Source organism: Alcaligenes sp. EGD-AK7, assembly GCF_000465875.3.
Taxonomy (GTDB): Bacteria; Pseudomonadota; Gammaproteobacteria; order Burkholderiales; family Burkholderiaceae_B; genus Alcaligenes; species Alcaligenes phenolicus.
Map to the genome: position 1 here is coordinate 1 of NZ_AVOG02000008.1, position 25090 is coordinate 25090.

At 56.9% G+C, this 25090-nt stretch carries 20 protein-coding genes, 1 tRNA gene and 1 pseudogene; 6 read left to right on the plus strand and 16 right to left on the minus strand.

Features of this window, described 5'->3' with window-relative positions:
* The 3 genes and pseudogenes from N879_RS20395 to N879_RS07975 form a co-directional block, all read right to left on the minus strand.
* Window positions 1-169 (minus strand): annotated as a pseudogene (locus N879_RS20395) (2,5-dihydroxypyridine 5,6-dioxygenase); the annotation flags it as partial.
* A gap of 83 nt (window positions 170-252) precedes the next feature.
* Complete coding sequence (locus N879_RS07970) at window positions 253-1077, minus strand: alpha/beta fold hydrolase (RefSeq protein ID WP_009460846.1); 825 nt, start codon at window positions 1075-1077, stop codon at window positions 253-255.
* 2 nt (window positions 1078-1079) lie between these two features.
* Window positions 1080-2051, minus strand: coding sequence for an amidohydrolase family protein (locus tag N879_RS07975; protein WP_009460844.1), 972 nt, complete (start codon window positions 2049-2051; stop codon window positions 1080-1082).
* Window positions 2052-2341: 290 nt separating this feature from the next.
* Here N879_RS07975 and N879_RS07980 point away from each other — a divergent pair, with 290 nt between their 5' ends.
* Window positions 2342-2902, plus strand: a complete 561-nt coding sequence (locus tag N879_RS07980) for a MarR family winged helix-turn-helix transcriptional regulator (RefSeq protein WP_009460842.1) — start codon at window positions 2342-2344, stop codon at window positions 2900-2902.
* Between the two features lie 15 nt (window positions 2903-2917).
* On the opposite strand, the gene N879_RS07985 is transcribed toward N879_RS07980, so the two are convergent.
* Genes N879_RS07985 through N879_RS08000 form a run of 4 tightly spaced genes read right to left on the minus strand, consistent with a single transcriptional unit; the run spans window position 2918 to window position 7860 of the window.
* The gene (locus N879_RS07985; RefSeq protein ID WP_009460840.1) at window positions 2918-3685 is read right to left on the minus strand and encodes an ABC transporter ATP-binding protein; all 768 of its coding nucleotides are present in this window, start codon (window positions 3683-3685) and stop codon (window positions 2918-2920) included.
* Window positions 3682-4698, minus strand: coding sequence for a FecCD family ABC transporter permease (locus tag N879_RS07990; protein WP_009460838.1), 1017 nt, complete (start codon window positions 4696-4698; stop codon window positions 3682-3684). The genes N879_RS07985 and N879_RS07990 overlap by 4 nt, the downstream gene beginning before the upstream one ends.
* Window positions 4695-5774 (minus strand): ABC transporter substrate-binding protein, encoded by a 1080-nt coding sequence (locus N879_RS07995; RefSeq protein WP_009460836.1) that lies wholly within the window; start codon window positions 5772-5774, stop codon window positions 4695-4697. The genes N879_RS07990 and N879_RS07995 overlap by 4 nt, the downstream gene beginning before the upstream one ends.
* Before the next feature lie 40 nt (window positions 5775-5814).
* A complete protein-coding gene (locus N879_RS08000; protein ID WP_022983313.1) occupies window positions 5815-7860 on the minus strand; it encodes a TonB-dependent receptor plug domain-containing protein in 2046 nt (681 codons plus the stop codon).
* A gap of 363 nt (window positions 7861-8223) precedes the next feature.
* Between N879_RS08000 and N879_RS08005 the strand changes: the two genes are divergently transcribed.
* Window positions 8224-9537 carry a short-chain fatty acid transporter gene (locus N879_RS08005; protein ID WP_009460835.1) on the plus strand — a complete coding sequence of 438 codons (1314 nt, stop codon included), beginning with the start codon at window positions 8224-8226 and terminating at the stop codon, window positions 9535-9537.
* A 183-nt stretch (window positions 9538-9720) separates the two neighbouring features.
* Here the strand turns inward: N879_RS08005 and N879_RS08010 are convergent.
* The 6 genes from N879_RS08010 to N879_RS08035 form a co-directional block, all read right to left on the minus strand.
* Window positions 9721-9795 (minus strand) — tRNA-Val (locus N879_RS08010).
* 94 nt (window positions 9796-9889) lie between these two features.
* Window positions 9890-10615, minus strand: coding sequence for a DNA polymerase III subunit epsilon (gene dnaQ / locus N879_RS08015; RefSeq protein ID WP_009460833.1), 726 nt, complete (start codon window positions 10613-10615; stop codon window positions 9890-9892).
* 86 nt (window positions 10616-10701) lie between these two features.
* Window positions 10702-13779, minus strand: coding sequence for an efflux RND transporter permease subunit (locus N879_RS08020; RefSeq protein WP_009460831.1), 3078 nt, complete (start codon window positions 13777-13779; stop codon window positions 10702-10704).
* Between the two features lie 9 nt (window positions 13780-13788).
* Window positions 13789-14835 (minus strand): efflux RND transporter periplasmic adaptor subunit, encoded by a 1047-nt coding sequence (locus N879_RS08025; RefSeq protein WP_009460829.1) that lies wholly within the window; start codon window positions 14833-14835, stop codon window positions 13789-13791.
* 99 nt (window positions 14836-14934) lie between these two features.
* Window positions 14935-15378, minus strand: a complete 444-nt coding sequence (rnhA, locus tag N879_RS08030; RefSeq protein WP_022983314.1) for a ribonuclease HI — start codon at window positions 15376-15378, stop codon at window positions 14935-14937.
* Window positions 15375-16136: a class I SAM-dependent methyltransferase gene (locus N879_RS08035; protein WP_009460825.1), complete on the minus strand. Its 762-nt coding sequence runs from the start codon at window positions 16134-16136 to the stop codon at window positions 15375-15377. The genes rnhA and N879_RS08035 overlap by 4 nt, the downstream gene beginning before the upstream one ends.
* Window positions 16137-16159: 23 nt before the next feature.
* Here N879_RS08035 and gloB point away from each other — a divergent pair, with 23 nt between their 5' ends.
* The 3 genes from gloB to fabI are packed head-to-tail and all read left to right on the plus strand — an operon-like array spanning window position 16160 to window position 19208.
* Window positions 16160-16969 (plus strand): hydroxyacylglutathione hydrolase, encoded by an 810-nt coding sequence (gene gloB, locus N879_RS08040; protein WP_031232534.1) that lies wholly within the window; start codon window positions 16160-16162, stop codon window positions 16967-16969.
* A gap of 10 nt (window positions 16970-16979) precedes the next feature.
* The gene (locus N879_RS08045; RefSeq protein ID WP_031232537.1) at window positions 16980-18389 is read left to right on the plus strand and encodes a transglycosylase SLT domain-containing protein; all 1410 of its coding nucleotides are present in this window, start codon (window positions 16980-16982) and stop codon (window positions 18387-18389) included.
* Window positions 18390-18422: 33 nt separating this feature from the next.
* A complete protein-coding gene (fabI, locus tag N879_RS08050) occupies window positions 18423-19208 on the plus strand; it encodes an enoyl-ACP reductase FabI (protein ID WP_009460819.1) in 786 nt (261 codons plus the stop codon).
* Window positions 19209-19374: 166 nt separating this feature from the next.
* On the opposite strand, the gene N879_RS08055 is transcribed toward fabI, so the two are convergent.
* Window positions 19375-20715, minus strand: a complete 1341-nt coding sequence (locus N879_RS08055; protein ID WP_009460817.1) for a sigma-54-dependent transcriptional regulator — start codon at window positions 20713-20715, stop codon at window positions 19375-19377.
* A gap of 2 nt (window positions 20716-20717) precedes the next feature.
* Window positions 20718-22574, minus strand: a complete 1857-nt coding sequence (locus N879_RS08060; RefSeq protein WP_128831681.1) for a sensor histidine kinase — start codon at window positions 22572-22574, stop codon at window positions 20718-20720.
* Between the two features lie 268 nt (window positions 22575-22842).
* Between N879_RS08060 and N879_RS08065 the strand changes: the two genes are divergently transcribed.
* Window positions 22843-24234 carry a dicarboxylate/amino acid:cation symporter gene (locus N879_RS08065; protein WP_009460813.1) on the plus strand — a complete coding sequence of 464 codons (1392 nt, stop codon included), beginning with the start codon at window positions 22843-22845 and terminating at the stop codon, window positions 24232-24234.
* A gap of 119 nt (window positions 24235-24353) precedes the next feature.
* Here N879_RS08065 and N879_RS08070 read toward each other — a convergent pair whose 3' ends face one another.
* On the minus strand, window positions 24354-25037 hold the full coding sequence (locus N879_RS08070; protein ID WP_009460811.1) for a glutathione S-transferase: 684 nt from the start codon (window positions 25035-25037) through the stop codon (window positions 24354-24356).
* Window positions 25038-25090: the final 53 nt, after the last annotated feature.

A 25090-nucleotide genomic window follows, 5' to 3' on the forward strand; every position in this document is an offset into this window, starting at 1 on the left:
GACGATTTACCACCGCGCCCATGGACTGGGCCGCGATCTGCGCACACTGCATGGTTTGCTGATTCGTCGTGGAGCTGGTCAGCAGGGTCACGGTTTGACCTGCTTGCAGCTTGGACAGACGTAGAACCTCTTGCCATGCTTCGATAAGTTGATAATCACTCACTGCCATTTTGTCTCTCCTAGTGAGACACCTCGGCTTCAAACCGACATGCCTAATCACGACAGGGCCGCCTTGGCGGCCCCTGCTCAACATCACACCAAGCGCTGGCCCAGGAAGTCACCGAAGGCTTCGTAAAAGCCTGCTTCGTTATCCCAAGGAATCATGTGACCGGCATCAGGCACGCGAACGTGCTGAACGCCAGGGGCCAACTGCTGAATCTCGGCTACGTCTTCATCGCGTACCACATCCCCGCGCTCGGCTGTCATCAGCAAGGCAGGCACGGTCAAATGCGGGAAGTCGACATGAATATCGTCGGTATGAAAGCCCTCAAAGCTGGCCAGAATCGCAGGCTCGTAACAGGTGTGCAGCCACTGGGCACGCAATTGCAATTGCTCTTCGGTCCAGGTCGGGCAGAAGGCACGCATATCGTCAGCCGTGCAACCCTTGCGAGCCATCGCCATGGAATCCACGTACCAGGGCAACTTGGAGGGATAAGCGCGACGACCTGGGCCAGACACTGGCGGATCAACCATCACCAGACGATTCAGGCCCTCGCTGTTCTTGTGAGCGGCACGCAAACCAATGCGGGCACCCATGGAGTGACCAACCACGATGTAGTCCTTCAGGCCCAGCGCCTGAGCCAGTGCAATCAAGTCATCCGCCTGCGCATCCAGGCTGTAATCCATACCTTCAGCCGCTTCGCTCAAGCCGCGACCACGCACGTCTTGAATGTAGGTATCAAAATGCTTGCCGAATTGTTCACCCACAAAACCCCAGGTCACCGCCGGGCTGGTAATGCCGGGAACGATGATGACGGCAGGACGCTGGTCACGCCCACCAACGGAACCACCAAAACGCAGGTAATGCTGACGAATGCCATTGGCGTGCACATGAGCGCCGTACAGAAATGTGCTCATGCTTAGCTCCGGTCCAGCTTGAACAGACGGGCAGCGTTGCCGTAGCAAACCAGCTCGCGTGTCTTGTCATCCATAGGCGCTGCCTCGATGAAATCAGCGGCCAGCTCGGTGGACTCGTAGGGGTAATCAACCGAGAACAGCACGGCTTCGGCACCCATTTCACCAATTGCGCCCATTAGCGTTGGGGCAGAACAGACACCCGAAGTAGTGATCAGGATGTTGCTGCCGATGTACTCGGAAGGCTTGCGCTTCAAGGTCACACCATGTGGGTACACGGCAAAGCGGCTGTCGTAGCGCCAGCGCTGGAACGGCAAGCCTTCACCCATATGACCCAAGATCAACTTCACATCCGGGCAGCGATCAAACACACCACCGAACAACATGCGCAGCGCGTGGGTGCCGGTTTCCACGCCCCAGCCCCAGGTTGCACCCATCAGCTCCGGGTGGCCCGTGTAAGCGTGCGGCATTTCATAAGCATCAAAGGGGTGCAGATAGAACGGCACATCCAGCTTCTGCACGGTTTCCCAGAAGGCATCATATTCGCGGCCATCGTAGTACACGCCATGCGTGTGACCGTTAACCAAAGCGCCTTTCAAGCCCAGATCATGCACCGCACGCGTCAATTCCTGCGCGGCAGCAGCCGGGTCTTGCATGGGCAAAGTGGCAAAGCCGCCCAGACGATCGGGATGGCGTGCAATTTGCTGCGCCAGGAAATCATTGTTCTGACGTGAACGCTCGATAGCGACGGACACATCCTTTTCCACCTGTACCCCAGGGCCGGTCTGCGACAGCACAACGTACTCGATACCGGCACGATCCATCACCTCCAGACGCTGGGCGTCGAAGTCATGCAAACGAGCCATCAGTTCACGCGCGTCGGCACTGTCAATATGTTTGACAAAGGCCTTGGAATAATCCTCAAAGCCAACGGCGTTGAAGTGCTCCTCCAGTGCTATTTTTTTAATACGTTTCACCGTAAATTTTCCCTAAATTATTGATTTACATAAGGTCAATCGTTTGACCCCCCAACAATATCTATCAGTATGCTGATTATTATTGTTTTCAGCAAGTCGGGAAATCACATATACTTTGGGGCGTGGACAGCGCCTGTAGAAATGACTGCAAATCAGAAATCAGGGCTTTTGTTCACGTTAGCGTAGCCCTGCTTTCCTTGTAGACGCCGACCTTGCAGCCGTACCCTTTGCAGGTCGTCCCGCTTTCAGTGTGCTGCCTTGTTGGCAACGGGCTGAAGGCCACTCAATCGATGACTGACTTATCCATGAAGAATCACGCCGAGCTAAAGCAAGAAGAACGACTGGAAGCCGACGAGGCCGAAATCCTGGGTCCAGTGGAAGAAGAAAATGCCGAGCTGTATCGACGCAAACTGTGGTCCCGGCCTGGTTTTCTGGTCCGCCGTCTTAACCAGATTCACTACGCCATGTTTTACGAGGAGTGCAAAAGTGACCTCACCCCTGTCCAGCACGGTGTCCTGTCCGTGTTGATGGGTTCACCCTGGCTGGATCAAACCACGATCGGCTACGAGCTGGGGCTGGATCGCACCACCTCGGCCGATGTCATCCGCAGGCTGGAGGAAAAAGGTTTGCTGGGACGCCGTATCAACCCCGAAGACCGCCGCTCCCGCCAGACCTACATCACCGAAGCAGGATTGGCGGCGATGAAGGAAATCAGTGCGGGCATGAACCGCGCCCAGGAACGACTGCTGGACCCACTGACCGCCAAGCAGCGCCAGACCTTTATGACCATGCTGACGCGTGTAGTGGAGCACAACAACCAATATGGTCGTGCTGCCTTGAAAAACATGTGAGAAGCTCGGGGGGCCTCAGGCCCCTCGCGCATACCAATCAGGTAGTTCAAAGGCATGCGCTGGCAGTTGGTACAGCTGGCGCAAACTGGCCTGACTAAGCATGTCGCGGGGCTCTCCCTGCGCCAATATGCCCCCCTCCCGGTACAAGATCACCCAGTCCGCCACGCGGGCCGCATGTTCGGGTTGATGCGTACACAAAAGCACACCCAGACCTTCCTGACGCAAGTGCGAGACTTGATCCAGTACCCGTAATTGATTCGCGAAGTCCAGGCTGGAGGCGGGTTCGTCCATGATCAAGAACTGTGAACGCTGCACCAAGGCCCGTGCAATCACGCACAGCTGGCGCTCTCCCCCGCTGATCTGATCAATGCGCTTTTGAGCTAGCTGCCCGATGCCCAACCGCTCCAGGCAAACGCCTACCCATTGCCGGTCGGCGGCCCGAGGTTGGGTGTACCAGGCCAGCTCACTGGCACAACCTAGCAAGACCCATTGTTCTACCGTGAAGGCAAAGGCCGACTCCTGCGCTTGCGGTACATAGGCCAGTTGTCTGGCCAGGGCACGCGCACTCCATCGCTCCAGGGGCTTGCCCTGCACCTTCACCTGCCCTTTTAAAGGCGGCTGCAGGCCCAGCAAGGTGCGCAGCAAGGTGGACTTACCGCTGCCATTGGGCCCGAGCAAACAAACGACCTGCCCGGTCTGTACGCGCAGATTCAAATTACTGGCGACTTGCTTGCGCCCGTAGCCTACAGCCAGATCAATCGCTTCCAAGCCTTGTTCGCTCATCGCTGCCTCGCACCACGAGCCAGCAACAGCAAGAAGCCGGGAGCACCCACCAAGGCCGTCAGCACACCCAAGGGCAATTCCAGCGTGCCTATGCTGCGTGCCAAGGTATCGGTTAACAAGAGGAAGGCGGCGCCCACCAACAAGCAAACGGGCAATAGACGGGAGAAGTCCGGGCCAACCAATAAACGGGCCGCGTGCGGGATCAGCAAACCGACCCAACCTATAATTCCAGCCAGGGCCACGCACACCGCCGTCATCAAGGTCGCGCAAACGATCAGCAGACAACGCAAGGCAGAGACGGACATACCCAAGGAGCGGGCCTCGTCATCTTGCAGGGCCAGGACATTGATACGCCAGCGCAAAAGCCAGACAGGGACGATGCACGCCAATACCATCAATGCAGCGGGCCAGACTTCGTAAGAGCGCACAGCGCTTAGCCCACCCAGCAGCCAGAAGGTCATGGAAGGCAATTGGGAGTATGGATCAGCCAGAATCTTGATAAGCGATAGGGCAGCACCCAGCAAGGTACCCACCGCCATCCCGGCCAGAACCAGTATCAGGATAGGTGGATGATGGCGCAGCATGCGCGCCAGACTCAAGACAATGCCCACCGCTAGCAGGCCGCCAACAAAGGCCGCCATCTGTACGCCGAACAAGGAAAAATTCAAATAAATGGCCAGAATCGCCCCCAGACCTGCACCCGAGGACACACCCAGGATATCGGGTGAAACCAGTGGATTGCGAAACATGGTTTGATACGCCGCGCCTGCGGTCGAGAGCGCCGCCCCCACCAGCAAAGCCGCTGCAATACGTGGCAGACGCAAATCCCAGACCACGCGTACGGCCTGACCCTGCCCCGCTTCTGGATCGCTACCAAAACCGGCGACCAAGGCGCGCAGCACTTCTGTTCCGGACAAGGGATACGCCCCCTGCCCCAGGGCAAACACCACCAATACGGCCAGAACTAGCCCCAGTAAAAGCAGTAGTAGCCCGTAGGACAAACCTGACTTCATGCTCCTTGCTGCGAACCCAGCAGGTCCAGCCCTTGTACCAATCGCTTGACCTGCTCGTCGCTCAAGGACATGCCGTAAAAAGCCGAGTAAAACTCCTGCAACTCTGAATACATGCGTGGCATGGCAGCACTGCCTTCCAGCAAGGCATTAAGCCAGATCACCCCGGCCAGACGATTGACTCCCGGCGGGCCATCCAGCCAGCCAAAGGGCAAGGCGGGTACGCGGTACAAGCGTCCTTCCTTCACTGCCTTGAGCTGATTCCAGGGAGCCTGAGTACGGGCCAGCTCAAAGAAAGCATCATCCTGAGCAAACAGCATGTCCGGGTCCCAGGCCAATAATTGTTCGTAGGAAATACGGCCCAGGCGATTATCGGTTTTCTCGTCACCCATTACCGTCAAACCGCAAAGCCGCAGCACCTCGGTATGAATGGATTGACCCATGCCGGTTTCCAGACCATCGTTACCGCGTGCCAAATAGGCTTTCAAGCCTTTGGCGCGGGGGTTGGCGGCCTGATGTGCGGTATCCAGAATCGCTTGTGCACGCAAGGCCAATTGCTGGCCGCGCTCGGCCTGCCCCAGGATATGACCTGCCTGACGCAACTGCGCCGGGCTGTCTTTCAGGCGACCATCCAGCAAGACATAAGGCACGCCCGTCTGCTCTTGCACGGATTTGGCGGCAGACTCGTAATAGGGATTCACATCGCCTATATCCACCACCATATCGGGCTTCAAGGCCAGCAGGCTTTCCAGGGACAAGGTACTGCCCCGACCGGCCAGACGGCCAAGATACGGCAAGGAAAAACCAGCGGCCTCCATCATGCTGCGTGCAGCAGGAGCCAGCTGAAAAGGCCAACCTAAGAGCGCGTGGGGTGCCAGGCAATACACCAGCACAGAAGCGGGCGGACCGGCTGCCACTACCCGCCCCACTTGAGCCGGATCAGGCAGCTTGCCCGCCACACTGATATGCAAGCTGATAGAGCGGCTGGTCCCGGCCTGTTCGGACCGGGCCAGCAAACGGGCATGAGGCGCCAACATAGTCAGTGCCACCCAGGCACGCAATACATCACGACGCTTCATTTATGCCTCTCCCCCTTTAACTGCAAATCACAAAACGGCTTTAGAAACGATAGCTTCCGCCCACAAACCAGACACGTCCGGGCATGGGGTAGCCTTCTTTGTATTGGTACAGCTTGTCGCCCAGATTACGCACACCGGCTTCCAGTGTGATGTCCGAATTCGGACGCCAGATACCTTTCAAGCTCAACAAGGCAAAGCCCGGTGTTTTTTCGTAGATCTGATCACCCTTGCTATTGGCGTAGGAGTAGTAGCGGCCGCTTTCGGTTTCCACCGAACCCATCACTTCCCACTGCGCAGTGGGCTTCCAGCTCAGGTGAGCAAACAGGCGATGATTGGGTGTATCCACCAATTTGACGTCCGGGTCAGACTGGTTGCGACGATTCAAATATGTGTACGCCAGGCCTGCCGACCAATGAGCAGAAAGCTCCTGCTGCAAAGACAGCTCCAGACCCATTTGACGAGCCTTGCCGACGTTGGTGGCCTGATCACAAAAACCCACTGGACGGTACTTGTCACAACCGGGAGCCTGAATAACCGTGCTTTGAATCATGTCACGCACCTGGCTCAAGAACAGCGCCGATTCCAGCTGTGCACCTTCCCATGGCTGACCGCGCAAGCCCAGTTCATAGTGAATGGCGTGCTCGGGTTTCAGATCCGGATTAGGTTGGGCGTAGCCCATGCGGCTGGAGTAGCGATCTTTAATCGTGGGAAAACGAGTCTTGTAAGCCACGCTACCGTAGACCTGCATGGCATCGCTCCAGTCGTAACCCAGCTCCAGCAAACCGTTGGTGGCATCGGTATCGCCGGTTTCAAAGTTGTGCGCTTCTTTGGCTTTGCGACGTTCGTGGCTGGCACCCACGCGCAACTGCCACAGCTCACCCACAGCAATACGGTCTTCAAACGCCAGAGACGTGGTCACGTCCTTGTAGTGCTCAGTGCCCGATGGCTTGGGATCACGGTGCTGATCTTCCTTGTAGTGCAAGGCAAAATGCAGCTCGTGATTGTCCAGGCTGGTGTTGACCCATTCCAGGGCAGCGCCACGGGTACGGTCCGTGTACTCGCTGGTCGGGCCAGTCAGGGTCGCGTATTGATCATTGCTATACATATCCAGACCGTTCTTGTACTTGTCTTCGTACACGCGGGTCTTGATCGTGTTGCTCTCGCCAATCTGTGTGGAGCTCAGGAAGTACAGGCTTTCCTTGTCCCAGTATGGCCAGCGCCAGTAGCGTTGACCCAGCTTGGCATCGTTCACGCCGGTGTAGACCGGATTGTCTTTCTGACCTTTCTGGTTCACGTAGCCAATAACGTATTCATCCGTCGCATTGGGAGTGATACCCAGTTTGAAGGACGCTTTCTTGTCCATTTGAGAAGCATTGCTGCGCATGCCACCCGTGTCGGTAGGACGTGCTTTTTGATCTTCAAACCCACGACCCAAGGGGAAGCTGCGTTCGCCTGACCAGGACAAGCCTGCCTGCATGTACCAGGAACCCTGATTGGTGCCCACGTTCAAGGCACTGTAGCGTTGATCGCCCGTAGCGTAACCGGCGCGGAACTCGCCTTCAAACTCTTTGACGGGTTTACGGGTCACCAGGTTGATGGCACCGCCCATGATATTGGGGCCATACAGTAAGGAAGCTGCTCCCTTGGCCACGCGAATTTCGCTCAGGTCCATGGTGGTGAAACGGGTAAAGTCCACATAGCCGTCGTACGGCACGTACTGTGGAATACCGTCAAGAAACAAGGGCACCTGACGCGAATCGAAGCCACGCACATAGACCATCTGTTCGTTACGAGCACCGCCCGCCGAAACGGTCACGCCGGGTTGCACACTAACGGCGGCACCCACATCGCGCAAATCAAAAGCCTGCATTTCTTTCTGGCTGACTGCGCTCTCCCCCAAAGGAGCCTCGCGATCCAGGCTGGACTGAACAACCACTTTGCCCAGCTGAAACACACGGTCATTGTTTTCCTGAGCCTGAGCCTGGCTAACTGCCAAGGCCCCCATCATGCTCAAGACCAATGCGCGCGGCACAAAGCAGACGGACTGATGACGCGCTGCTGTGGCACGTTTGGACTGATGTCTCATTCCCCTTCCCTATTCGATCTTTCTAATTGATTTATGAACTGACGCCACGCAAAGATGCGGCACAAAAAAAAACGGACCCCAAGGGGCCCGTAAATAGAACCCATCATCGAGCGATGAGTGATGGTTCTTTCGAAAACACCGCTATATAGTAGAGCATATAGCGAAGAACTACAACTAGCCAGAAACTTTAAGGTTCAGGTTTTCCCGTCTTCCCAATTTGCGGCTTCTCGCCAACAATACGGCTGTACTGAGCATTCCTATCAAAATGCTGCCAGCAAAGTGCCTGCACAAACAGGCATCAAAACGATCCCAAGACATCTGGACCCGCGCAAATACTGGCGCAAATCCACAGGAGCACAATTTATGTTTAAAGCCATGACGCGCGGTTCGGTCCGCCTGGTTGAACGCTATCTACCCGATCCGTATATTTTCGTCATCCTGCTCACACTGATTGCCGGTATTGCGGCAATGGCGTTTGAGCAACGCTCTCCCATGGAGATCATCCAATATTGGGGTAACGGCTTTTGGGGTCTACTGACCTTTGCCATGCAAATGTTGCTGGTCTTGCTGACCGGTCACATGCTGGCCAGCACGCCACTGGTAAAAAGCTGGTTGCGTGGCCTGGCCTCGCTGGCCCGTTCGGCTGGATCCGCCATCATTCTGGTGACCCTGGTGTCGCTGGCGGCCAGCTGGATCAACTGGGGTTTCGGCCTGGTGGTCGGTGCCCTGTTCGCCAAAGAACTGGCTCGTCAGGTCCGCGTGGACTACCGCTTGCTGGTTGCCAGTGCCTACTCGGGCTTTCTGGTCTGGCACGGTGGCCTGGCCGGTTCTGTACCACTGACCATTGCCACCTCGGGCCACTTCTCTGAAGACAAGATCGGCATCATCAGTACATCTGACACCATCTTCGCCTTCTTTAACCTGGCCATTGTGATCGCCCTGTTCATTCTGGTGCCGCTGATCAACCGCTTGATGCTGCCCAGCGACAAGGAAAGCATTTACGTCGACCCCAAGCTGCTGGAAGACACGCCAAACGACGTCAACCAGACCACCGATCGCCCAGCAGACCGTCTGGAAAACAGCCGTCTGATCTCCATCGTGATTGGTGTCGCTGGCCTGGCCTACCTGTTTGACTACTACGTGCTGCGTGGTGCAACCCTGAACCTGAACGTGATCAACTTCACCTTCCTGATTCTGGCCATCTTGCTGCACGGGACTCCACGTCGTCTGCTGAAAAGCCTGGATGAAGCCATTCGCGGCGGTGCCGGGATTGTGATTCAGTTCCCCTTCTACGCAGGCATCATGGCCATCATGATCGACTCCGGTCTGGCTGCCAGCCTGTCCGAGTGGTTGGTGTCCTTTGCCACTGCTACCACCCTGCCCTTCTGGACCTTCATGAGCGCCGGTCTGGTCAATATCTTTGTGCCCTCGGGCGGTGGCCAGTGGGCGGTACAAAGCCCGGTCGTGATTGCTGCCACACAGGCTCTGGATGCTGACATGGCGCGCACCGCCATGGCCGTTGCCTGGGGCGACTCCTGGACCAATATGCTCCAGCCTTTCTGGGCCTTGCCGGTATTGGCGATTGCCGGTCTGAAAGCCAAGGACATCATGGGCTTTTGCCTGATTCAGCTGATTGTCTCGGGTATTGTTATCTCGATTGGTTTGACCTGGTTGTAAGACAGGCCGGGATGCCTTCATCAGGCACCGTATCCTGACTGGCAATAAAAAACGCCCCGTGAATATCCATGGGGCGTTTTGCATTGAGCAGGCAGCAATTAGCCCAAGCATAAGCAGGACGCAAACAAGCCGCCACAAAAAAGGGCAATGACACTATGAGGGGGAATTAAATGAAGGTAGAGATGGTGGGCGGTACAAGGTTCGAACTTGTGACTTCCACCGTGTGAAGGTGGCACTCTACCACTGAGTTAACCGCCCGGAGCTTTAAAGAACTACAAAAGCTGCGAAGAAAAAAACTATAGCATGGCCCTGATTGATTTACAAGTTCAGGGCCAGCTCTTTTCTTAAATAATTACTCCGTTGCCGGGTTGAGCATCTCACGCCACATGGGCGGCTTCTTGTTCTGCTTTTCCAGCACGTCCATGTATTTCTCATGCTCGGCCTGATCGGCTTCGGACGCGCGCAGCACTTTCAGCACGCTGGCGTCAAACTTGCCCAGGCTCAGATTGCTGCCATCCCCACCTTGCCCATCAGACTCGTCAAAGTCCATCAACAAGGCGTCCTGGCCACGGGTCATGGCCAGCCAGACATCAGCCAGCAACTCCGAGTCCAGCAAAGCGCCGTGCAAGGTACGGTGGGAGTTGGAAATGCCGTAGCGTTCGCATAGGGCATCCAGGGAGTTCCGTTTGCCGGGGTGCATTTCCCGCGCCACCAACAAGGAGTCGGTGATGCTGTCGCAGTACTGGGAGAACGGGCCTTTACCTACCTTTTGCAGCTCGGCATCCAGAAAGCGTGTATCAAAAGAGGCGTTATGAATAATGACTTCCGCACCCTGCACAAAATCCAGCACCTGATCCACCACATCCTTGAAACGTGGGTGGCCGGACAGAAATTCCGTGGTCAAGCCGTGAATTGCCAAAGCTTCAGGATCAGAGTCCCGGTCCGGGTTTAGATACAAGTGCAGATGGCGGCCCGTCAATTTACGATTGAACAGCTCTACCCCACCCACTTCAACAATGCGGTGCCCTTCACGAGGCTCCAGACCGGTGGTTTCAGTATCCAGAATAATTTGACGCATTCACTTTCCCTACAAATTCAATCACAGTAATGGCACTCGACAAGGAGGCTATACAAACAGCTTCCCCGCAGACCAGCACCACAGGTTCAGACAGAGGCCTCGGGCTTATCAATCAATTCCAGTTGCTTGTCCTGCCCTTCTTTCTTGCCCGCAATCAGCGTATAGGCCACCGGCACCACAAACAAGGTCAACAAGGTTCCCAGGGACAAGCCGCCCACCAGCACCCAACCAATCTGCTGACGGGATTCGGCACCCGCCCCGGAGGCATAGGCCAGCGGCAAGACCCCCAGCACCATGGCGCCGGTTGTCATCAAGATGGGGCGCAGGCGCATCTCGCAAGCGCGCACCACGGCATTGTACAAACTGGCCCCCGCTTCGCGTTGTTGAGTGGCAAATTCCACAATCAAGATACCGTGCTTGGTAATGAGCCCCACCAGGGTAATCAAACCGATCTGACTGTAAATGGACAAGGTCCCGCCCGACAGCCATAGGGCCAGCAAGGCCCCTGTCATGGACAAGGGCACGGACAGCATGATGATGAGCGGGTTGCGCCAGCTTTCAAACTGCGCGGCCAGCACCAGATAAATAAAGGCCAGTGCCATCAGGAAGACCAGATAGATACTGCCCGAGGAATCCCGGAACTCGCGCGACTGGCCATCCAGGTCTGTCTGCACCGTTTCCGGCAAAGTCTTGCGAGCCACCTCATTCATGTGTTCGAGCACCTCACCCAAGGCATAGCCGGGGGCCACCGATGCTTCCACAATGACCGCTCGCAAGCGGTTGAAGTGGTTCAGCGATTGCGGCGATACGCTCTCGCGCACATTCAGGAAGTTGGAGGCCTGCACCATGCCACCATCTTTAGTGCGCACGTAAATATCCAGAATGTTTTGCGGGCTGGAACGAGCCTGCTTGTCCACCTGCACAATCACGTCGTACTGCTCGCCATCACTCTTGTAGCGCGTGACCTGACGCCCACCCAGCATGGATTCCAGAGTGCGGCCTACCGCTTCCACCGATACGCCGGTATCGGCCAGCTTGTCGCGGTCCACATCAATACGGATTTCCGGCGTGTTCAAGCGCAAGTCCGTGTCCACGTTCAACAGCCCTGGATAGTCTCGCAGCTCAGCCAGAAAACCGTCCACGATCTTAGCCAGCTCCGGATACGGTGCCTGGCTCATGATCACAAACTCCACCGGCTTGGACGTAGCCCGCTGTCCCAACGACGGCGGGTTAGTGGGGAAAGCACGCGCACCGGGAATGGCGGAGAAATGCGGTTGCAGTTCACGCGCAATGGATTGCTGGTTACGTGTACGCTCCTCCCACGGCTTCAAGCGCAAAATTGCAAAGGAATCGGTGACGGTAGGGAAACCAATAATGGACTGATACCCCTCTGTCTCCGGTATGCCGCGATATAGCTCTTCCACCCGCTCCACATTGCGCAAGGTGTAATCCAGCGTAGCGCCTTCGGGCGAATTCACAATCCCGAAAATCACACCTCGGTCTTCAATCGGAGCCAGTTCGCTTTTGATGACCGTAAACAGCAGCCCACTGGTCGCGGCAACGGCCACACCAATGAACAGGACCAGAAAACGCCAGCGCAAGGCGCGAATCAGGATACGGCGGTAGCCTCGAGTCAGCCAGACCAGGAAGTTTTCGATACCCTGACTGACGCGGCCCACTTTCGCACCATGTGGACGCAGCATGCGCGAGCACATCATGGGCGTCAGGGTCAGGGCCACGAAACCGGATACCAGCACGGCAGCCGCCAAGGTCAGGGCAAACTCAATGAATAATCGCCCGGTACGGCCTGTGGCAAAAGCCAGTGGGGCATACACCGCCACCAGGGTTAGCGTCATGGCAATCACGGCAAAGGCAATTTCACGCACACCCAAAAAGGCAGCCTGCATGGCCGTCTTGCCCTCTTCGATATGGCGGTACACGTTCTCCAGCACCACAATCGCATCGTCCACCACCAGGCCAATCGCCAGCACCATGGCCAGCAAGGTCAGCGTGTTGATGGAAAAGCCCAGCATGTACATGATGGCGAAGGCCCCGATCAGGGAGATCGGAATCGTCACAATGGGAATCACACTGGCGCGGAAACTGCGCAGGAAAAACACAATCACCAGCACCACCAGCAAGATGGCCTCGGCAATGGTGGTGTACACCGAATCAATGGATTTCTGAATGAAGATGGAGCTGTCGTAAGACACGGACAACTTCATATTGCCCGGCAGGCTTTCGTTGATGCGCTCCACTTCTGCCCGCACGGATTTGGACAGATCCAGCGGGTTGGCGGTGGACTGTTTGGTCACGCCAATGTTCAAACTGTTTTGCCCATTGAATCGGGCCAGTACCCGCTCTTCGGCAGGCCCGATACGCACGTCGGCAATGTCGGAAATGCGCACCGGATAACCGGCTGCCTGACTGATGATGATGTTGCGAAATTCCTCGGGCGTTTCCAGGTCGGTGGAGGAAACCACGGAAAACTCGCGGGCATCGGACTCGATACGGCCCGCCGGAATCAGCACGTTTTGTTTACGCAGAGCATCTTCCACATCCTGCACGGTCAGCTGGTAGGCTCCCAGGCGGGTGCGATCCAGGTCGATACGCATGGCGGGCAAGCGCTCGCCAAACACGCGCACTTCAGCGGCACCAGGCAAGACGGACAGGCGCGTTTTAATGTAGCGGTTGATGTAGTCCGAGGCCTCCAGCATGCTGTAGTCGCCGGTATCCACACCTACATAAATAATCGGGGTGGAGTCTGCTTCCACCTTATTGATGATGGGCTCGTCCACCTCATCGGGCAGGAAACGTCGGGCACGCGACACCTTGTCGCGCACATCGGCGGCAGCGGCATCGGGGGCCCGGTCCAAATTGAATTTAATGTTGATCAGGCTGCGCTCGGAACGGCTGCGTGAAGTCATCACGTTCACGCCCTCGATCCCGGACAACTGATCTTCAAGAGGCTTGGTCACCTGGGACTCGATCACCTCCGGTGAGGCCCCTTTATAATTGGTGATGACGGAGACTACCGGCTCGTCAATAGCGGGGTATTCGCGTACGGTCAGGCGTTCATAGGAAATAAAACCGACCAGCACAATCACCAAAGACAGAACCGTGGCAAATACCGGGCGACGGATACATAAGTCAGAAAGAACCATGATTCCGTCCTATTGCTGCGGCTGTGTTTGGACGTCGATCACTTCCTGAATATCGACCGGCACTCCATCACGAACCTTTTGCAGCCCAGCCACCAGCACATTGTCGCCCGCTTTCAGATCGCCTGTGACTTGTACCCAGCCCTGCTCGCGTACACCAACCTGCACCTGACGGCGCTCTGCCCGGCCGTCTTTCACAATATAGATGTACTGATCCTGCCCCGAAGGAGCCAAGGCGGTTTCAGGCACCATCAAGGCCTGATAACGCGATAGCTCAAGGCGTACACGGCTGAACAAACCGGGGCGCAGAGCGCCATCTTCATTCGGTACCTGGGCCCGCAGCAAAATGGAACGGCCAGCCGTATCCACCGCCGGGCTGACAGCCAGCACCGAGCCATGGCGGGTTTCGCCCAGGAAGGCATCAAAGCGCAGTTCGACCGGCATGCCGGCCTTCACATCGGCCAGATATTGTTCGGGAATACGGAAGTCCACGTTCAAGGTCGAAACCGCTTCCAGCTGCACCAGATCCGTACCCGGCCCAACATAATCACCCACCGAGACATTACGCAAGCCGGTCACACCATCAAAGGGGGCACGGATACGGGTCTTGTCCAGCTGCACACGCGCCAATTGCACTTCGGCTTGCTGAACAGCCAAGCGGCTACCGGACTCGTCTTTGGCCTGCTGGCTGATAAAGCCCTGACGGCTCAATTCCGAAGATCGCTTGTGCTGACTATTGGCCAGATTCAAATTTGCCTGTGCCTGATTCAGTTGCGCCTGCGCCATGGCCGGGTCCAATTGAATCAGGAGCTGGCCTTTTTTGACGGGCTGACCTTCTTCAAAGCTGATCGCTGAAATACGGCCACTGATCTCGGGCCGCAGCACGACGGACTCTCTGGCCACCAGGGTTCCCACCGCCGCCACATCACGAATCAACTCACTTTGCCGCACGGGCAGCACTTCCACCCGCGTGGCATCAGACTGCGCCCAACTGGGGCTGCTACTGGCAAACAGTACAAGAAACAGAGAAAAAATCGTGGGACGCAGCGTGGAAATCATGGGCGGCTTATCCTGACCGGCCAGGCCGGTGAAGCTGTCTGACAAAATATGACGGGTGGCTAATAGTACTATCAGCGGGCTACAACTCTGCCCAAGATCTTATAACTGCCTGGCGATTTCCACCCCTTCATTGGCCAGTTGATCCGCACGCTCGTTACCGGGATCACCCGCATGGCCACGCACCCATAACCAGGTCAGTTCATGTTTTGCGGCCTGCTGCTCCAACTCCTGCCACAGGTCGGCATTCTTGACGGGCTTTTTATCGGCAGTACGCCAGCCGCGGGCTTTCCAGCCGGGCAACCATTCGTTCATGCCTTTCTGTACGTACTGCGAATCGGTGTGTACCCGCACCTGGCAAGGGCGTTTCAAGGCTTTGAGTGCCTCGATCACGGCCATCAGTTCCATGCGGTTATTGGTAGTATTGGCCTCGCCACCGCAAATGGCTTTTTCACGTCCGCCATGACGCAACAAGGCGCCCCAGCCCCCCAAACCGGGGTTGCCCTTGCAGGCACCATCGGTCCAAATATCGACAACATCAGTCATGTCTTGCTAATTCCTTCATCGGCAGCGCGTCCAGCAACCACCATTGGCCGACGCACACGCCGACGGTTTTTCTTCCACTTGGGCCCGACCATACGCAAGGCCGGCGTGCGTTTGACCGCACTAATCATGTAGACGGCCCCCGCAAAGCTCCACCAGCGCGCACCGCTTTGCTCCATCCAGGACCAGCGGTCCAGCCAGGACTGCTGACGGCACAACGGTGCATAACAGCCCATCTGCGTACTTTGCACATCAAAGGACAAAAGCTTTAACCAGTCGCGCAAGCGCGAGGGTGACATCACATCTCCCGGCAAGGTAGGCGTGCCCCGCTCCAGACCCGGAATCCAGTCGTGGGCACCCCACAAACTCAAGGGGTTGAAACCCGTCAGGAGAATGCGCCCTTCTGGCACCAGAACGCGCTCGGCCTCTCGCAACACCTGGTGCGGGTCGCGGGCGCTTTCCAATGTATGGGGCAGGATTAAAAGATCAATGCTTTGCGTATCAAAAGGCAGATGCTCGGGTTCGGCATAAACCAGGTTCTTCTGCTGGGCGGGCAGGACGCCGGCCTGAGCCGTACATACCTTGCAGGAGATGCGACTATGCGCCAGGAGGTCCCAATGCGGCAATCCAATTTGTATGGCATGATACCCGAAGGTGTTGACCACCTCCGCATCGATTCCGGCTTGTTCCCAAGCCCGCACATATCGCCCCGGTACGGTTTCCAACCACTGGGCAAATTGATCATTCAAAGTCTGCTCCACTGGCGCTCTCTCCCTCTACCATGATGAATGCATTTACCTGGCCTGTGCCAAGCGATGTTCGCCTGATTCCACTACCAGCCCTGAACGACAACTATATATGGGCTTTAAGTCGAAACGGTCATGCCCTGGTTGTGGACCCCGGCCAGGCCGCCCCGGTTCTGGATTGGCTGGAACGCGAGTCCTTACAACTGGATGCCATTTTACTGACACACCACCACGGAGACCACGTTGGAGGTGTCATGGATATCCTGGCCAGGCACCCGGCTCGCGTCTGGGGCCCCGCCAACGAGCGTCTGCCTGCCTGTGACGTGCCTGTCGGCCAGTCCGATAAGGTCGAGTTACCTACTCTGGAACTGACGCTGGACGTGCTGGACATCCCCGGCCATACCGCCGGACACGTTGCGTACTTTGGTCAAAATGAGGTAAAACAGCCCTTTGTTTTCTGTGGTGATACCTTGTTTGCTGCTGGTTGCGGACGCCTGTTTGAAGGCACCCCGGCACAAATGACGGATTCCCTGGGCAAGTTGGCAAAACTGCCATCGGACACCCTGATCTGCTGTGCGCACGAATACACTTTATCCAATTTACGCTGGGCTCTACAGGTAGAGCCGGACAATCCCCAGCTGCATGAACGTTGGGAACAGGATAATCTCAAGCGTCAGCAAAACTTGCCTACGGTGCCCTCCACCTTGAAAACAGAATTGGCTACCAATCCATTTCTGCGTTGCGAGACGACTGCTGTTATCAAGGCTGCCGAGCACCATGCTGCCCAGTCCCTTAATAATCCTGTCGAGGTATTTGCCAGCCTGCGCGACTGGAAAAACAATTTCTGAAGATTCCGCAATGAACCTAATGAGACTTTTTGCGCTGCTATGCGCTTTCGTGCTGGCAGGCTGCGCCACAGGCCCCAAGGTCAGCCCTCAAAAAGCCGCCAAGACCTCCACCAGCATTGCCGCCGATACGTCTCGCACCATTGATCTGACCCACCCACCCAAAGACGCGTGGGACCGGATGCGCCGGGGTTTCTCCATCCCCAACCTGCATACCGATCTGGTTGATTACTGGACCAACTACTACGCTTCGCACCCCGAATCCATCCGTACCATGAGCCAGCGCGCCTCGCGCTATCTGTACCACATCATGGACGAGCTCGATGCCCGTGGCCTGCCTTCCGAACTGGCCTTGCTGCCTTTTGTGGAAAGTGCCTATAACCCCGTCGCCTATTCGCGCTCCCATGCGTCCGGTCTGTGGCAGTTCATCCCCAGCACCGGCACACAATACAAGCTGGAGCAGAACTGGTGGGTAGACCAGCGCCGTGACCCGGTCGAGTCCACTCGCGCTGCTTTGGACTACTTGTCTTACTTGTACGAGTTCCAGGGCGACTGGTATTTGGCCCTGGCCTCCTACAACTGGGGTGAAGGTTCGGTACGCCGCGCCATGGAGCGTAATGAACAGGCCAACCTGGATGTTGACTACTTATCGCTGAAGATGCCGGACGAAACACGTAATTACGTCCCCAAACTGCAAGCGATCAAAAACATTGTGGCTAACCCGGAGCGTTATGGCATTACCCTGCCCCCAATCAGCAACACACCGTATTTCACGGCCGTGCGCAAGAACAAGGACATTGACGTAGCCCTTGCTGCTGAGCTGGCTGAAATCTCCGTGGACGAGTTCAAGGCCTTGAACGCTGCCCACAATCGCCCCACGATCCCTGCCGATCGCGGCACCTTGCTGCTGCCCGCCAACAAGGTGGATATTTTCAATGCCAATCTGGCGGCCTATCAAGGCAAGCTCAGCAACTGGAAGGCCTACCAATCCAAGCGCGGCGAAAGCTATCTGTCCATTGCCCAGCGTCACGGCATTACCTTGTCGCAGCTGCGCTCCATCAACGGTTTGGGTAGCAAGAGCACCAAGGCCGTGGCCCAGACACTATTGGTGCCCAGCACCACCTTGGGTGAAGGCAGCCTGCAACTGGCTTCTCTGACCAATACACCTGCCGCCCCGGTAGCGCAAAGCACACGCCGTGCTCGTACGCAAACGGCCAGCGTCAACCGCAAGAATGACACTGTTGTTTTGCGTCGCGGCGCCAATGTGCGCACCCATACGGTTCGACAGGGCGATACACTTTACGCCTTGGCCAAACGGTACGACACTTCGGTGGCAGAACTGCGACGCCTGAACAATATCAAAGGCAGCTCTCTTTCCAGGGGGACACGTTTGCGTGTTCCCGGTTCCAATATTCGTGGCTAAGTCCACCCACTAATTACATAAAGGATTTTCAGCATGGGTTTCCTGCAAGGAAAACGCATCCTGGTCACAGGCGTCCTCTCGAATCGCTCTATTGCTTACGGGATTGCGCAAGCATGTCGCCAACAAGGTGCTGATATTGCCCTGACCTATGTGGGCGAGCGTTTTAAAGAACGTGTTGAAGGCTTTGCCAAAGAACTGGGCACGGATATCGTGCTGCCCTGTGATGTGTCTGAAGACGATCAGATCGAACAGGCCATGGCCTCGCTGGGCGAGCGCTGGGACGGTCTGGACGGTTTGGTGCACTCCATCGGTTTTGCACCCCGTGAAGCCATTGCCGGCAACTTCCTGGACGGCCTGTCGCGCGAATCGTTCCGCGTCGCTCATGACATTTCCGCCTACAGCTTTCCCGCACTGGCCAAGGCTGCCCTGCCCTTGCTCAAAGGCCGCAAGAGCTCGGTGCTGACCCTGACCTACCTGGGCGCTGAAAAAGCCATTCCCAACTACAACACCATGGGCGTGGCCAAAGCTGCGTTGGAAGCCTCGGTGCGTTACCTGGCGGTGGCGCTGGGCGAGTACGGCATTCGTGCCAACGCCATCTCGGCCGGTCCTATCAAGACCCTGGCTGCCAGCGGCATCAAGGACTTCTCCACCATTCTGAAATTCGTAGAGACGCACGCTCCCTTGCAGCGCAACGTCACCATTGAAGAAGTGGGCAATGTGGCCTCCTTCCTGATGTCCGAATTGGCCAGCGGTATCACAGGCGAGATCACGCATGTTGACGCCGGTTTTAACTGCATCGTTCCGGGTATGCAGGAGTAAGGCCCCACGCCTTGATGTAAAAAAATAGCGGCCAAGGCCGCTATTTTTATTGCTCAGGGACGTCTAGACAAGGCATAGGCAAGCTGCCGTTTGCCTCCAGGAGTACAACCCGAACAGAGCCTGCCCAAATCAGACAGGGTAGAAAAGCCTGTAAGGGTCTAGCGAATCAATCACCCTGCGCCCCCTCTTCCACAAAGTCGCTACGCAAAATGCCATGCCGCTGCAACTTGTCGTAAAAGGTTTTGCGCGGGATACGCAGATCCTGCAAGGTCGCCTTGATATCACCACGATGGCGTGCCAGCGCCTGACGTATCTGCTGCGACTCGAACTGCTCCATGCGGGCGGGCAGGCTCAAGTCCTCGTTTTCCAGCTCCTTGATCTCCGGGTGCTGCACCCCCAGCACTTCACGTTGCGCAAAGTGTGCCAGCTCGCGCACATTGCCCGGCCAGTGATGTGACTGCATATAGGCCAGACTGCGCGCATCGGGCATCTTTTGCGGCATGCCGTACTTCTTGGCAGCCAGCGCCGCAAAGTGGGCGAACAGCATGGGAATATCCTCCTTGCGCTCCCGCAAAGGCGGCAGTCGCAAGGTGACCACGTTGAGTCGGTAATACAAATCGGCGCGGAAGTTCGCACGCTGGGCGGGGTCGGACAAATCCACCTTGCTGGCGGCAACGACGCGGATATCTACCGGGTGCTCTTCGTTGGAACCCAAAGGAGTTACGCAACGGGTTTCCAGCACACGCAGCAAGCGCACCTGCGCAATCATGGGCATGCTTTCGATTTCATCCAGAAACAGCGTGCCACGGTGTGCATGTTCAACACTGCCTACACGTCTGCGCTGCGCGCCCGTGAATGCCCCGGCTTCGTGACCGAACAGCTCGCTTTCAATAATGGTTTCAGGCAAGGCACCACAGTTCAGTGCCACAAAACGATGCTGTGCTCGGGCGCTCCAGCGGTGCAGCAACATGGCCACCACTTCCTTGCCCGTGCCGGTTTCCCCTTCCACCAGCACATCCACATCGGACTGGGCCAGATGCCGCAAGGTAGTGCGTAAATTGACCATGACCTCGGAATTACCCAGGAGCGCCGGGCCTTGGCCGTCCTCGTCCAATTCCTCGCGCAAGGCACGGTTTTGCAGCACCAAACTGCGCTGCATGGTGGCATGACGTATTACCGTCAGCAGGCGTTCGGCCTGATAAGGCTTGGTCAGAAAGTCAAAGGCGCCATCGTGCATGGCCTGCACGGCCATATCAATATCGCCGTGGCCGGTAATCAGCACGACGGGCTGCTCGGGATCGCGAGCATGCAAGGCCTGCATCAGCGCCAGCCCGTCCATGCCCGGCATGCGAATATCCGTCACCACCACGCCGGAATAATCCTTGGGCAAGCGGCTCAAGGCCTCCTGCCCGCTGGCACAGGCCACTACTTTCAGGCCCGCCAGTTCCAGACTTTGCACCACGGCGGCACGCAAGTCCGCATCATCATCAACAAACGCGACTTCCATTCTTATCTCTCTCCCTGGCCCAGCTCGCTATCGGCATTGCGCAGCACTATATGGAACGTGGCGCCACCCAGGCGCGAAGGCCCTTCTTCCAAACGGCCACCCAAGGCCGCCACAATATCGTGCGAGATCACCAGCCCCAAGCCCACACCTTGACGGCGGCTGGAGCTAAAGGGCGTAAACAGACGCTGGCGGATTTCCGGGCTCAGGCCGGGGCCGTTGTCGGAAACAACAATGCGCACATGCTGCTGCTCGCTCATGACTTCTATACGGATACGCCCTTGACGGCTCCCATCCAGAGCATCGAGCGCATTACGCAGTAAATTCACCAGAACCTGCTCCAGACGTACCGGCAAGGCCCATACACGCACAGACTCGCTCACGCCCTCCAGTTCCAGGCCCACACCTTGGGCCCGCGCCCTGTGCTCCAGCAATTGCCAGGCGCTATCCACAGCCGAACGAACCCGTACCGGGCCTTCCTGTTCCTGGGGCTTGCGGGCGTAATGACACAGTTGGGAGGTAATACTGCCAATGCGTTGGGTCAGCGTCTGGATGCGGGACAGGTTCTGCCGTGCCGTTTCCGTCTGGCCCTGATCCAGCAAGCGCAAAGTGTTGTCCGCATAGACTTCAATCGCCGCGACAGGCTGGTTGATCTCGTGAGCCACCCCGGCCGTCACCTGCCCCAGAAAGGACAGCTTCTCGGCCTGCTCCAACTGCTCACGCAGATCACGCGCACGCGTACGGGCTTCTTGCAGGGCCTGCATCTCCTGCTCCAGGCGACGACGCGCCACCTGCAACTGAGCGGTCCGGGACTCTACCGCTTCTTCCAGCGCATCACGCAGTAGCTCCTGACGCGCCTGTGCTTCCCGGCGCTGTTGATTGCGTTGCAGGGCCAAGGCCGTCAGTACCAGCGCTGCACATAACAACCCCATCACCGTCAGACGGGATTGAAAGGCCTGGGTCTGCAATGCAGCATCCATGGGAGCCATCGCGTGCAAAACCCAATCACTGCCTGCGACAGGCTGCTGCACATGCAAAAAGCGCTCCTGCCCCAATGTCCAGAAGGAGGCCCGTTCGCCGGAATCCGACATATTCAAGCCCACTGACTCCAAGGGCTCATTACCAAACTGCTGACTGGCCCGCAGCTTGACCAGTTGCTCGGGCGCGGCTTGATCCAGACTATGCAAACGCCAGTCCGGTTCACCGCTTAGCAAGATCACGCCATTGGGATCGCTTACAAACATGCGATCGCCATAACCTTCCCATTCTTTTTCCAGCAGATCGAATACCAGCTTGATGACGACCACACCAACCGGCTTGCCGTCCTGATCTTGCACCATGCGTGAAATGTACAAACCCGCCTTGCCGCTGGCAGTCCCCAAGGCAAAGTATTCCGCATGCCCCTGCTCCAGGGCTTTGGTGAAGTAAGGGCGGAAACCGTAGTGATTGCCCACGAAGCTGTCGGGCTCCTGCCAGTTACTGGACACCAGCGTCTGCGAACGAATATCCAGCAGGTACAGAACAGGAGCGCCCGTATCTTCGGCCAATTGCTGGAACTTGCGATTCAAAGCCTCGGCATCACCATAGGCAGGATTGCCCATCAGGTATTGGCGCAGAGCCTCGTCCTGGGCCAGCGCAAAGGACAGGGTACGAAATTTGTCTCGGATAGTCCTGATCCAGCCGGCATTACCGCGCATCAAGGAATCAAGCCGCTGTTCGCTTTGTGTCAGCAAACGAGCCGTGCCCAAATCGGCCGAACGCCAGAAGGCAAACAGCCCCAGCACGACGGCCAAGCTCAGCAGCAGCAACCATTCGAGCCTGAAGCGCCGCCGCATGCTCGAAGAAACCGGAATGGAGTTCATGAAACCTGTGCGAAATATCGCCAAAAATTAGTAATAGCTGTGCGGATTTTCGCACACATAAGCAGATAGCGGGGAAGTCTCCTGTCCGCAAGCCGCTTATTTACTGGTTTTCTGCCGGCGAACAGATTGGCACGGATGTTGCTTTAGTCATGAGCTTATGGGCCGGGACAAGGATCCCGGCGAGCTTAAACCGCCTGCCCACACACAATTCCAAGCAGGCCACCAGCTGACTGCCAGGTCGGCTACATCAAGTCACGGAGACGACATCATGATGGATATAAGCACAGGAGACCGTTCGGTACCGCAGATCGTCAAAATCAAGTGGTATCGAATTTTGTACGTACAGGTCATCATCGCCATCACTATCGGGATTTTGCTGGGCCATTTTTACCCCTCGCTGGGCGAGAGCATGAAACCTTTGGGCGATGCCTTCATCAAGCTGGTCAAAATGATTATTGCGCCCGTCATTTTCCTGACGGTAGCCACCGGCATTGCCGCCATGACAGACCTGCAAAAAGTGGGCCGTGTGGTGGGCAAGGCCATGATTTACTTTCTGACTTTCTCCACGCTGGCCCTGATTGTAGGCTTGGTGGTCAGCAATATCGTGCAGCCCGGCCATGGCATGAACATTGACCCCAGCACCCTGGACCCCAGCTCTATCCAGGGTTACGTGCAGCAAGCCCATGACAGCACGCTGACGGGCTTTTTGATGAACATCATCCCCGCCACCCTGATCAGCCCCTTTACCGGCGGCGACATTCTGCAGGTGCTGTTTGTGGCCGTGCTGTTTGGTATTGCCCTGGCCGCTGTGGGCGATCACGGCAAACCCGTGCTGAAACTGCTGCAAGCCTTGATGACGCCTGTTTTCAAGCTGGTTGCCATCCTGATGAAAGCCGCTCCCATCGGGGCCTTCGGTGCCATCTCTTTCACCATCGGTAAATACGGGATTGAATCCGTGTCCAGCCTGGCGCTGCTGGTGGTGACTTTCTACGTCACCTCCGTGCTTTTTGTGCTGATCATTCTGGGTGCCGTGGCCCGCTACAACGGCTTTTCCATCACCAAGCTGATCCGCTACATTCGTGAAGAACTGCTGCTGGTGCTGGGTACCAGCTCCTCGGAAGCGGCTTTGCCTACCTTGATGCAGAAGATGGAACGCGCCGGGTGTGCCAAGTCGGTTGTCGGCCTGGTTGTACCTACCGGCTACTCCTTCAACCTGGACGGCACCAATATCTACATGACCATGGCGGCCCTGTTCATCGCCCAGGCTTGTGATATTCCACTGACCTTGCAGCAGCAGGTTCTGCTATTGCTGGTTGCCATGCTCAGCTCCAAAGGCGCGGCGGGTGTAACGGGGGCCGGTTTCATTACCTTGGCGGCTACCCTGTCCGTGGTGCCTTCGGTACCTATCGCTGGCATGACTCTGATCCTGGGGATTGACCGCTTCATGTCCGAATGCCGTGCGCTGACCAATCTGGTGGGCAATGCGGTTGCCACCATTGTGGTTGCCCGCTGGGAAGGCGAACTGGATACCGATCAACTCAACAGCGCCATGAATGGCGAGCTGCCACCGCTGGATACCAGCGTCACCTTGCATCAGCGCGGTGACATGGAGATTCCCGCACAAGAGGCCAGCGAGCCGCGCGCGACTGTTGCAGCCTGATTCGGGCACTTGAAAAAGAAAGGCCGGTTTTCAATTGAGAACCGGCCTTTTGCTTGTCTGCTTGTTCTTGCCAAGCTGCTCCCGCTCGTATTGCTTTGGGCAGGTCGTTAGCGACTCAGTCAGACAGAAGGAAACCGCACAATCTCGCTGTCTGGCGTCCAGGCAGGGTATTTATCCATGATGCTCAGGAACAAAGGGCTGGACTGAAAGTTCAGCAACCAGGTCGACAAGTCCGTCCAAGGCTGCGCATCAAACCAGTCCCTGTTCACTTGTGCGAATTGCCGCACAAAGGGGGCAATCGCCAAATCTGCCAGACAAGGACGCTGTCCCATCAGGTAGCCCTGCTGTTCGATGCGGGCATTCAGGCCCATCAATAATTCACTGGCTTGGGCTCTATGCAGGGCCGAAAAACTGGCGGCATCCGTGAATTGTTCATCCTCGGTATGGCGATCCGGGTATTTATAGCAATCCAGATGCCGCTTGAAAGGCCCGTCATTGGCCGCAATCAGGGCCAGCATTTGCTCGACATCGCCCTGCTCAGGCTGCAAATACTGCTTGGGATCTTGAATCGCCAAAGCCCAACGCATGATGTCCAGGCTTTCATCAATAACCTTGCCATCGGGCAAGACCAGCACCGGGACGGTGGCTTTGGGAGAGGCCAGGCGCAGGGCCTCGGGTTTGTCGCGCAGTACGACTTCACGCAACTGACAAGTTACGCCGCTGGCCGCAATAGCCAGCCGTGCCCGCATGGCATAGGGGCAACGGCGAAAGGAATACAAAATGGGCAGATCAGATAAGGACATGCTCAATCCCGTTAAAAAGCCGCGCCACAGGCACGGACTTAAAGCGCTGGCGT

Bases quoted from the DNA above. Each gene is read 5' to 3' on its own strand.
- N879_RS07970 (WP_009460846.1), bottom strand. From the start codon at position 1,077: ATGAGCACATTTCTGTACGGCGCTCATGTGCACGCCAATGGCATTCGT.
- N879_RS07980 (WP_009460842.1), top strand. From the start codon at position 2,342: ATGACTGACTTATCCATGAAGAATCACGCCGAGCTAAAGCAAGAAGAA.
- N879_RS07985 (WP_009460840.1), bottom strand. From the start codon at position 3,685: ATGAGCGAACAAGGCTTGGAAGCGATTGATCTGGCTGTAGGCTACGGG.
- N879_RS07990 (WP_009460838.1), bottom strand. From the start codon at position 4,698: ATGAAGTCAGGTTTGTCCTACGGGCTACTACTGCTTTTACTGGGGCTA.
- N879_RS07995 (WP_009460836.1), bottom strand. From the start codon at position 5,774: ATGAAGCGTCGTGATGTATTGCGTGCCTGGGTGGCACTGACTATGTTG.
- N879_RS08000 (WP_022983313.1), bottom strand. From the start codon at position 7,860: ATGAGACATCAGTCCAAACGTGCCACAGCAGCGCGTCATCAGTCCGTC.
- N879_RS08005 (WP_009460835.1), top strand. From the start codon at position 8,224: ATGTTTAAAGCCATGACGCGCGGTTCGGTCCGCCTGGTTGAACGCTAT.
- dnaQ (WP_009460833.1), bottom strand. From the start codon at position 10,615: ATGCGTCAAATTATTCTGGATACTGAAACCACCGGTCTGGAGCCTCGT.
- N879_RS08020 (WP_009460831.1), bottom strand. From the start codon at position 13,779: ATGGTTCTTTCTGACTTATGTATCCGTCGCCCGGTATTTGCCACGGTT.
- N879_RS08025 (WP_009460829.1), bottom strand. From the start codon at position 14,835: ATGATTTCCACGCTGCGTCCCACGATTTTTTCTCTGTTTCTTGTACTG.
- rnhA (WP_022983314.1), bottom strand. From the start codon at position 15,378: ATGACTGATGTTGTCGATATTTGGACCGATGGTGCCTGCAAGGGCAAC.
- gloB (WP_031232534.1), top strand. From the start codon at position 16,160: ATGAATGCATTTACCTGGCCTGTGCCAAGCGATGTTCGCCTGATTCCA.
- N879_RS08045 (WP_031232537.1), top strand. From the start codon at position 16,980: ATGAACCTAATGAGACTTTTTGCGCTGCTATGCGCTTTCGTGCTGGCA.
- fabI (WP_009460819.1), top strand. From the start codon at position 18,423: ATGGGTTTCCTGCAAGGAAAACGCATCCTGGTCACAGGCGTCCTCTCG.
- N879_RS08055 (WP_009460817.1), bottom strand. From the start codon at position 20,715: ATGGAAGTCGCGTTTGTTGATGATGATGCGGACTTGCGTGCCGCCGTG.
- N879_RS08060 (WP_128831681.1), bottom strand. From the start codon at position 22,574: ATGAACTCCATTCCGGTTTCTTCGAGCATGCGGCGGCGCTTCAGGCTC.
- N879_RS08065 (WP_009460813.1), top strand. From the start codon at position 22,843: ATGATGGATATAAGCACAGGAGACCGTTCGGTACCGCAGATCGTCAAA.
- N879_RS08070 (WP_009460811.1), bottom strand. From the start codon at position 25,037: ATGTCCTTATCTGATCTGCCCATTTTGTATTCCTTTCGCCGTTGCCCC.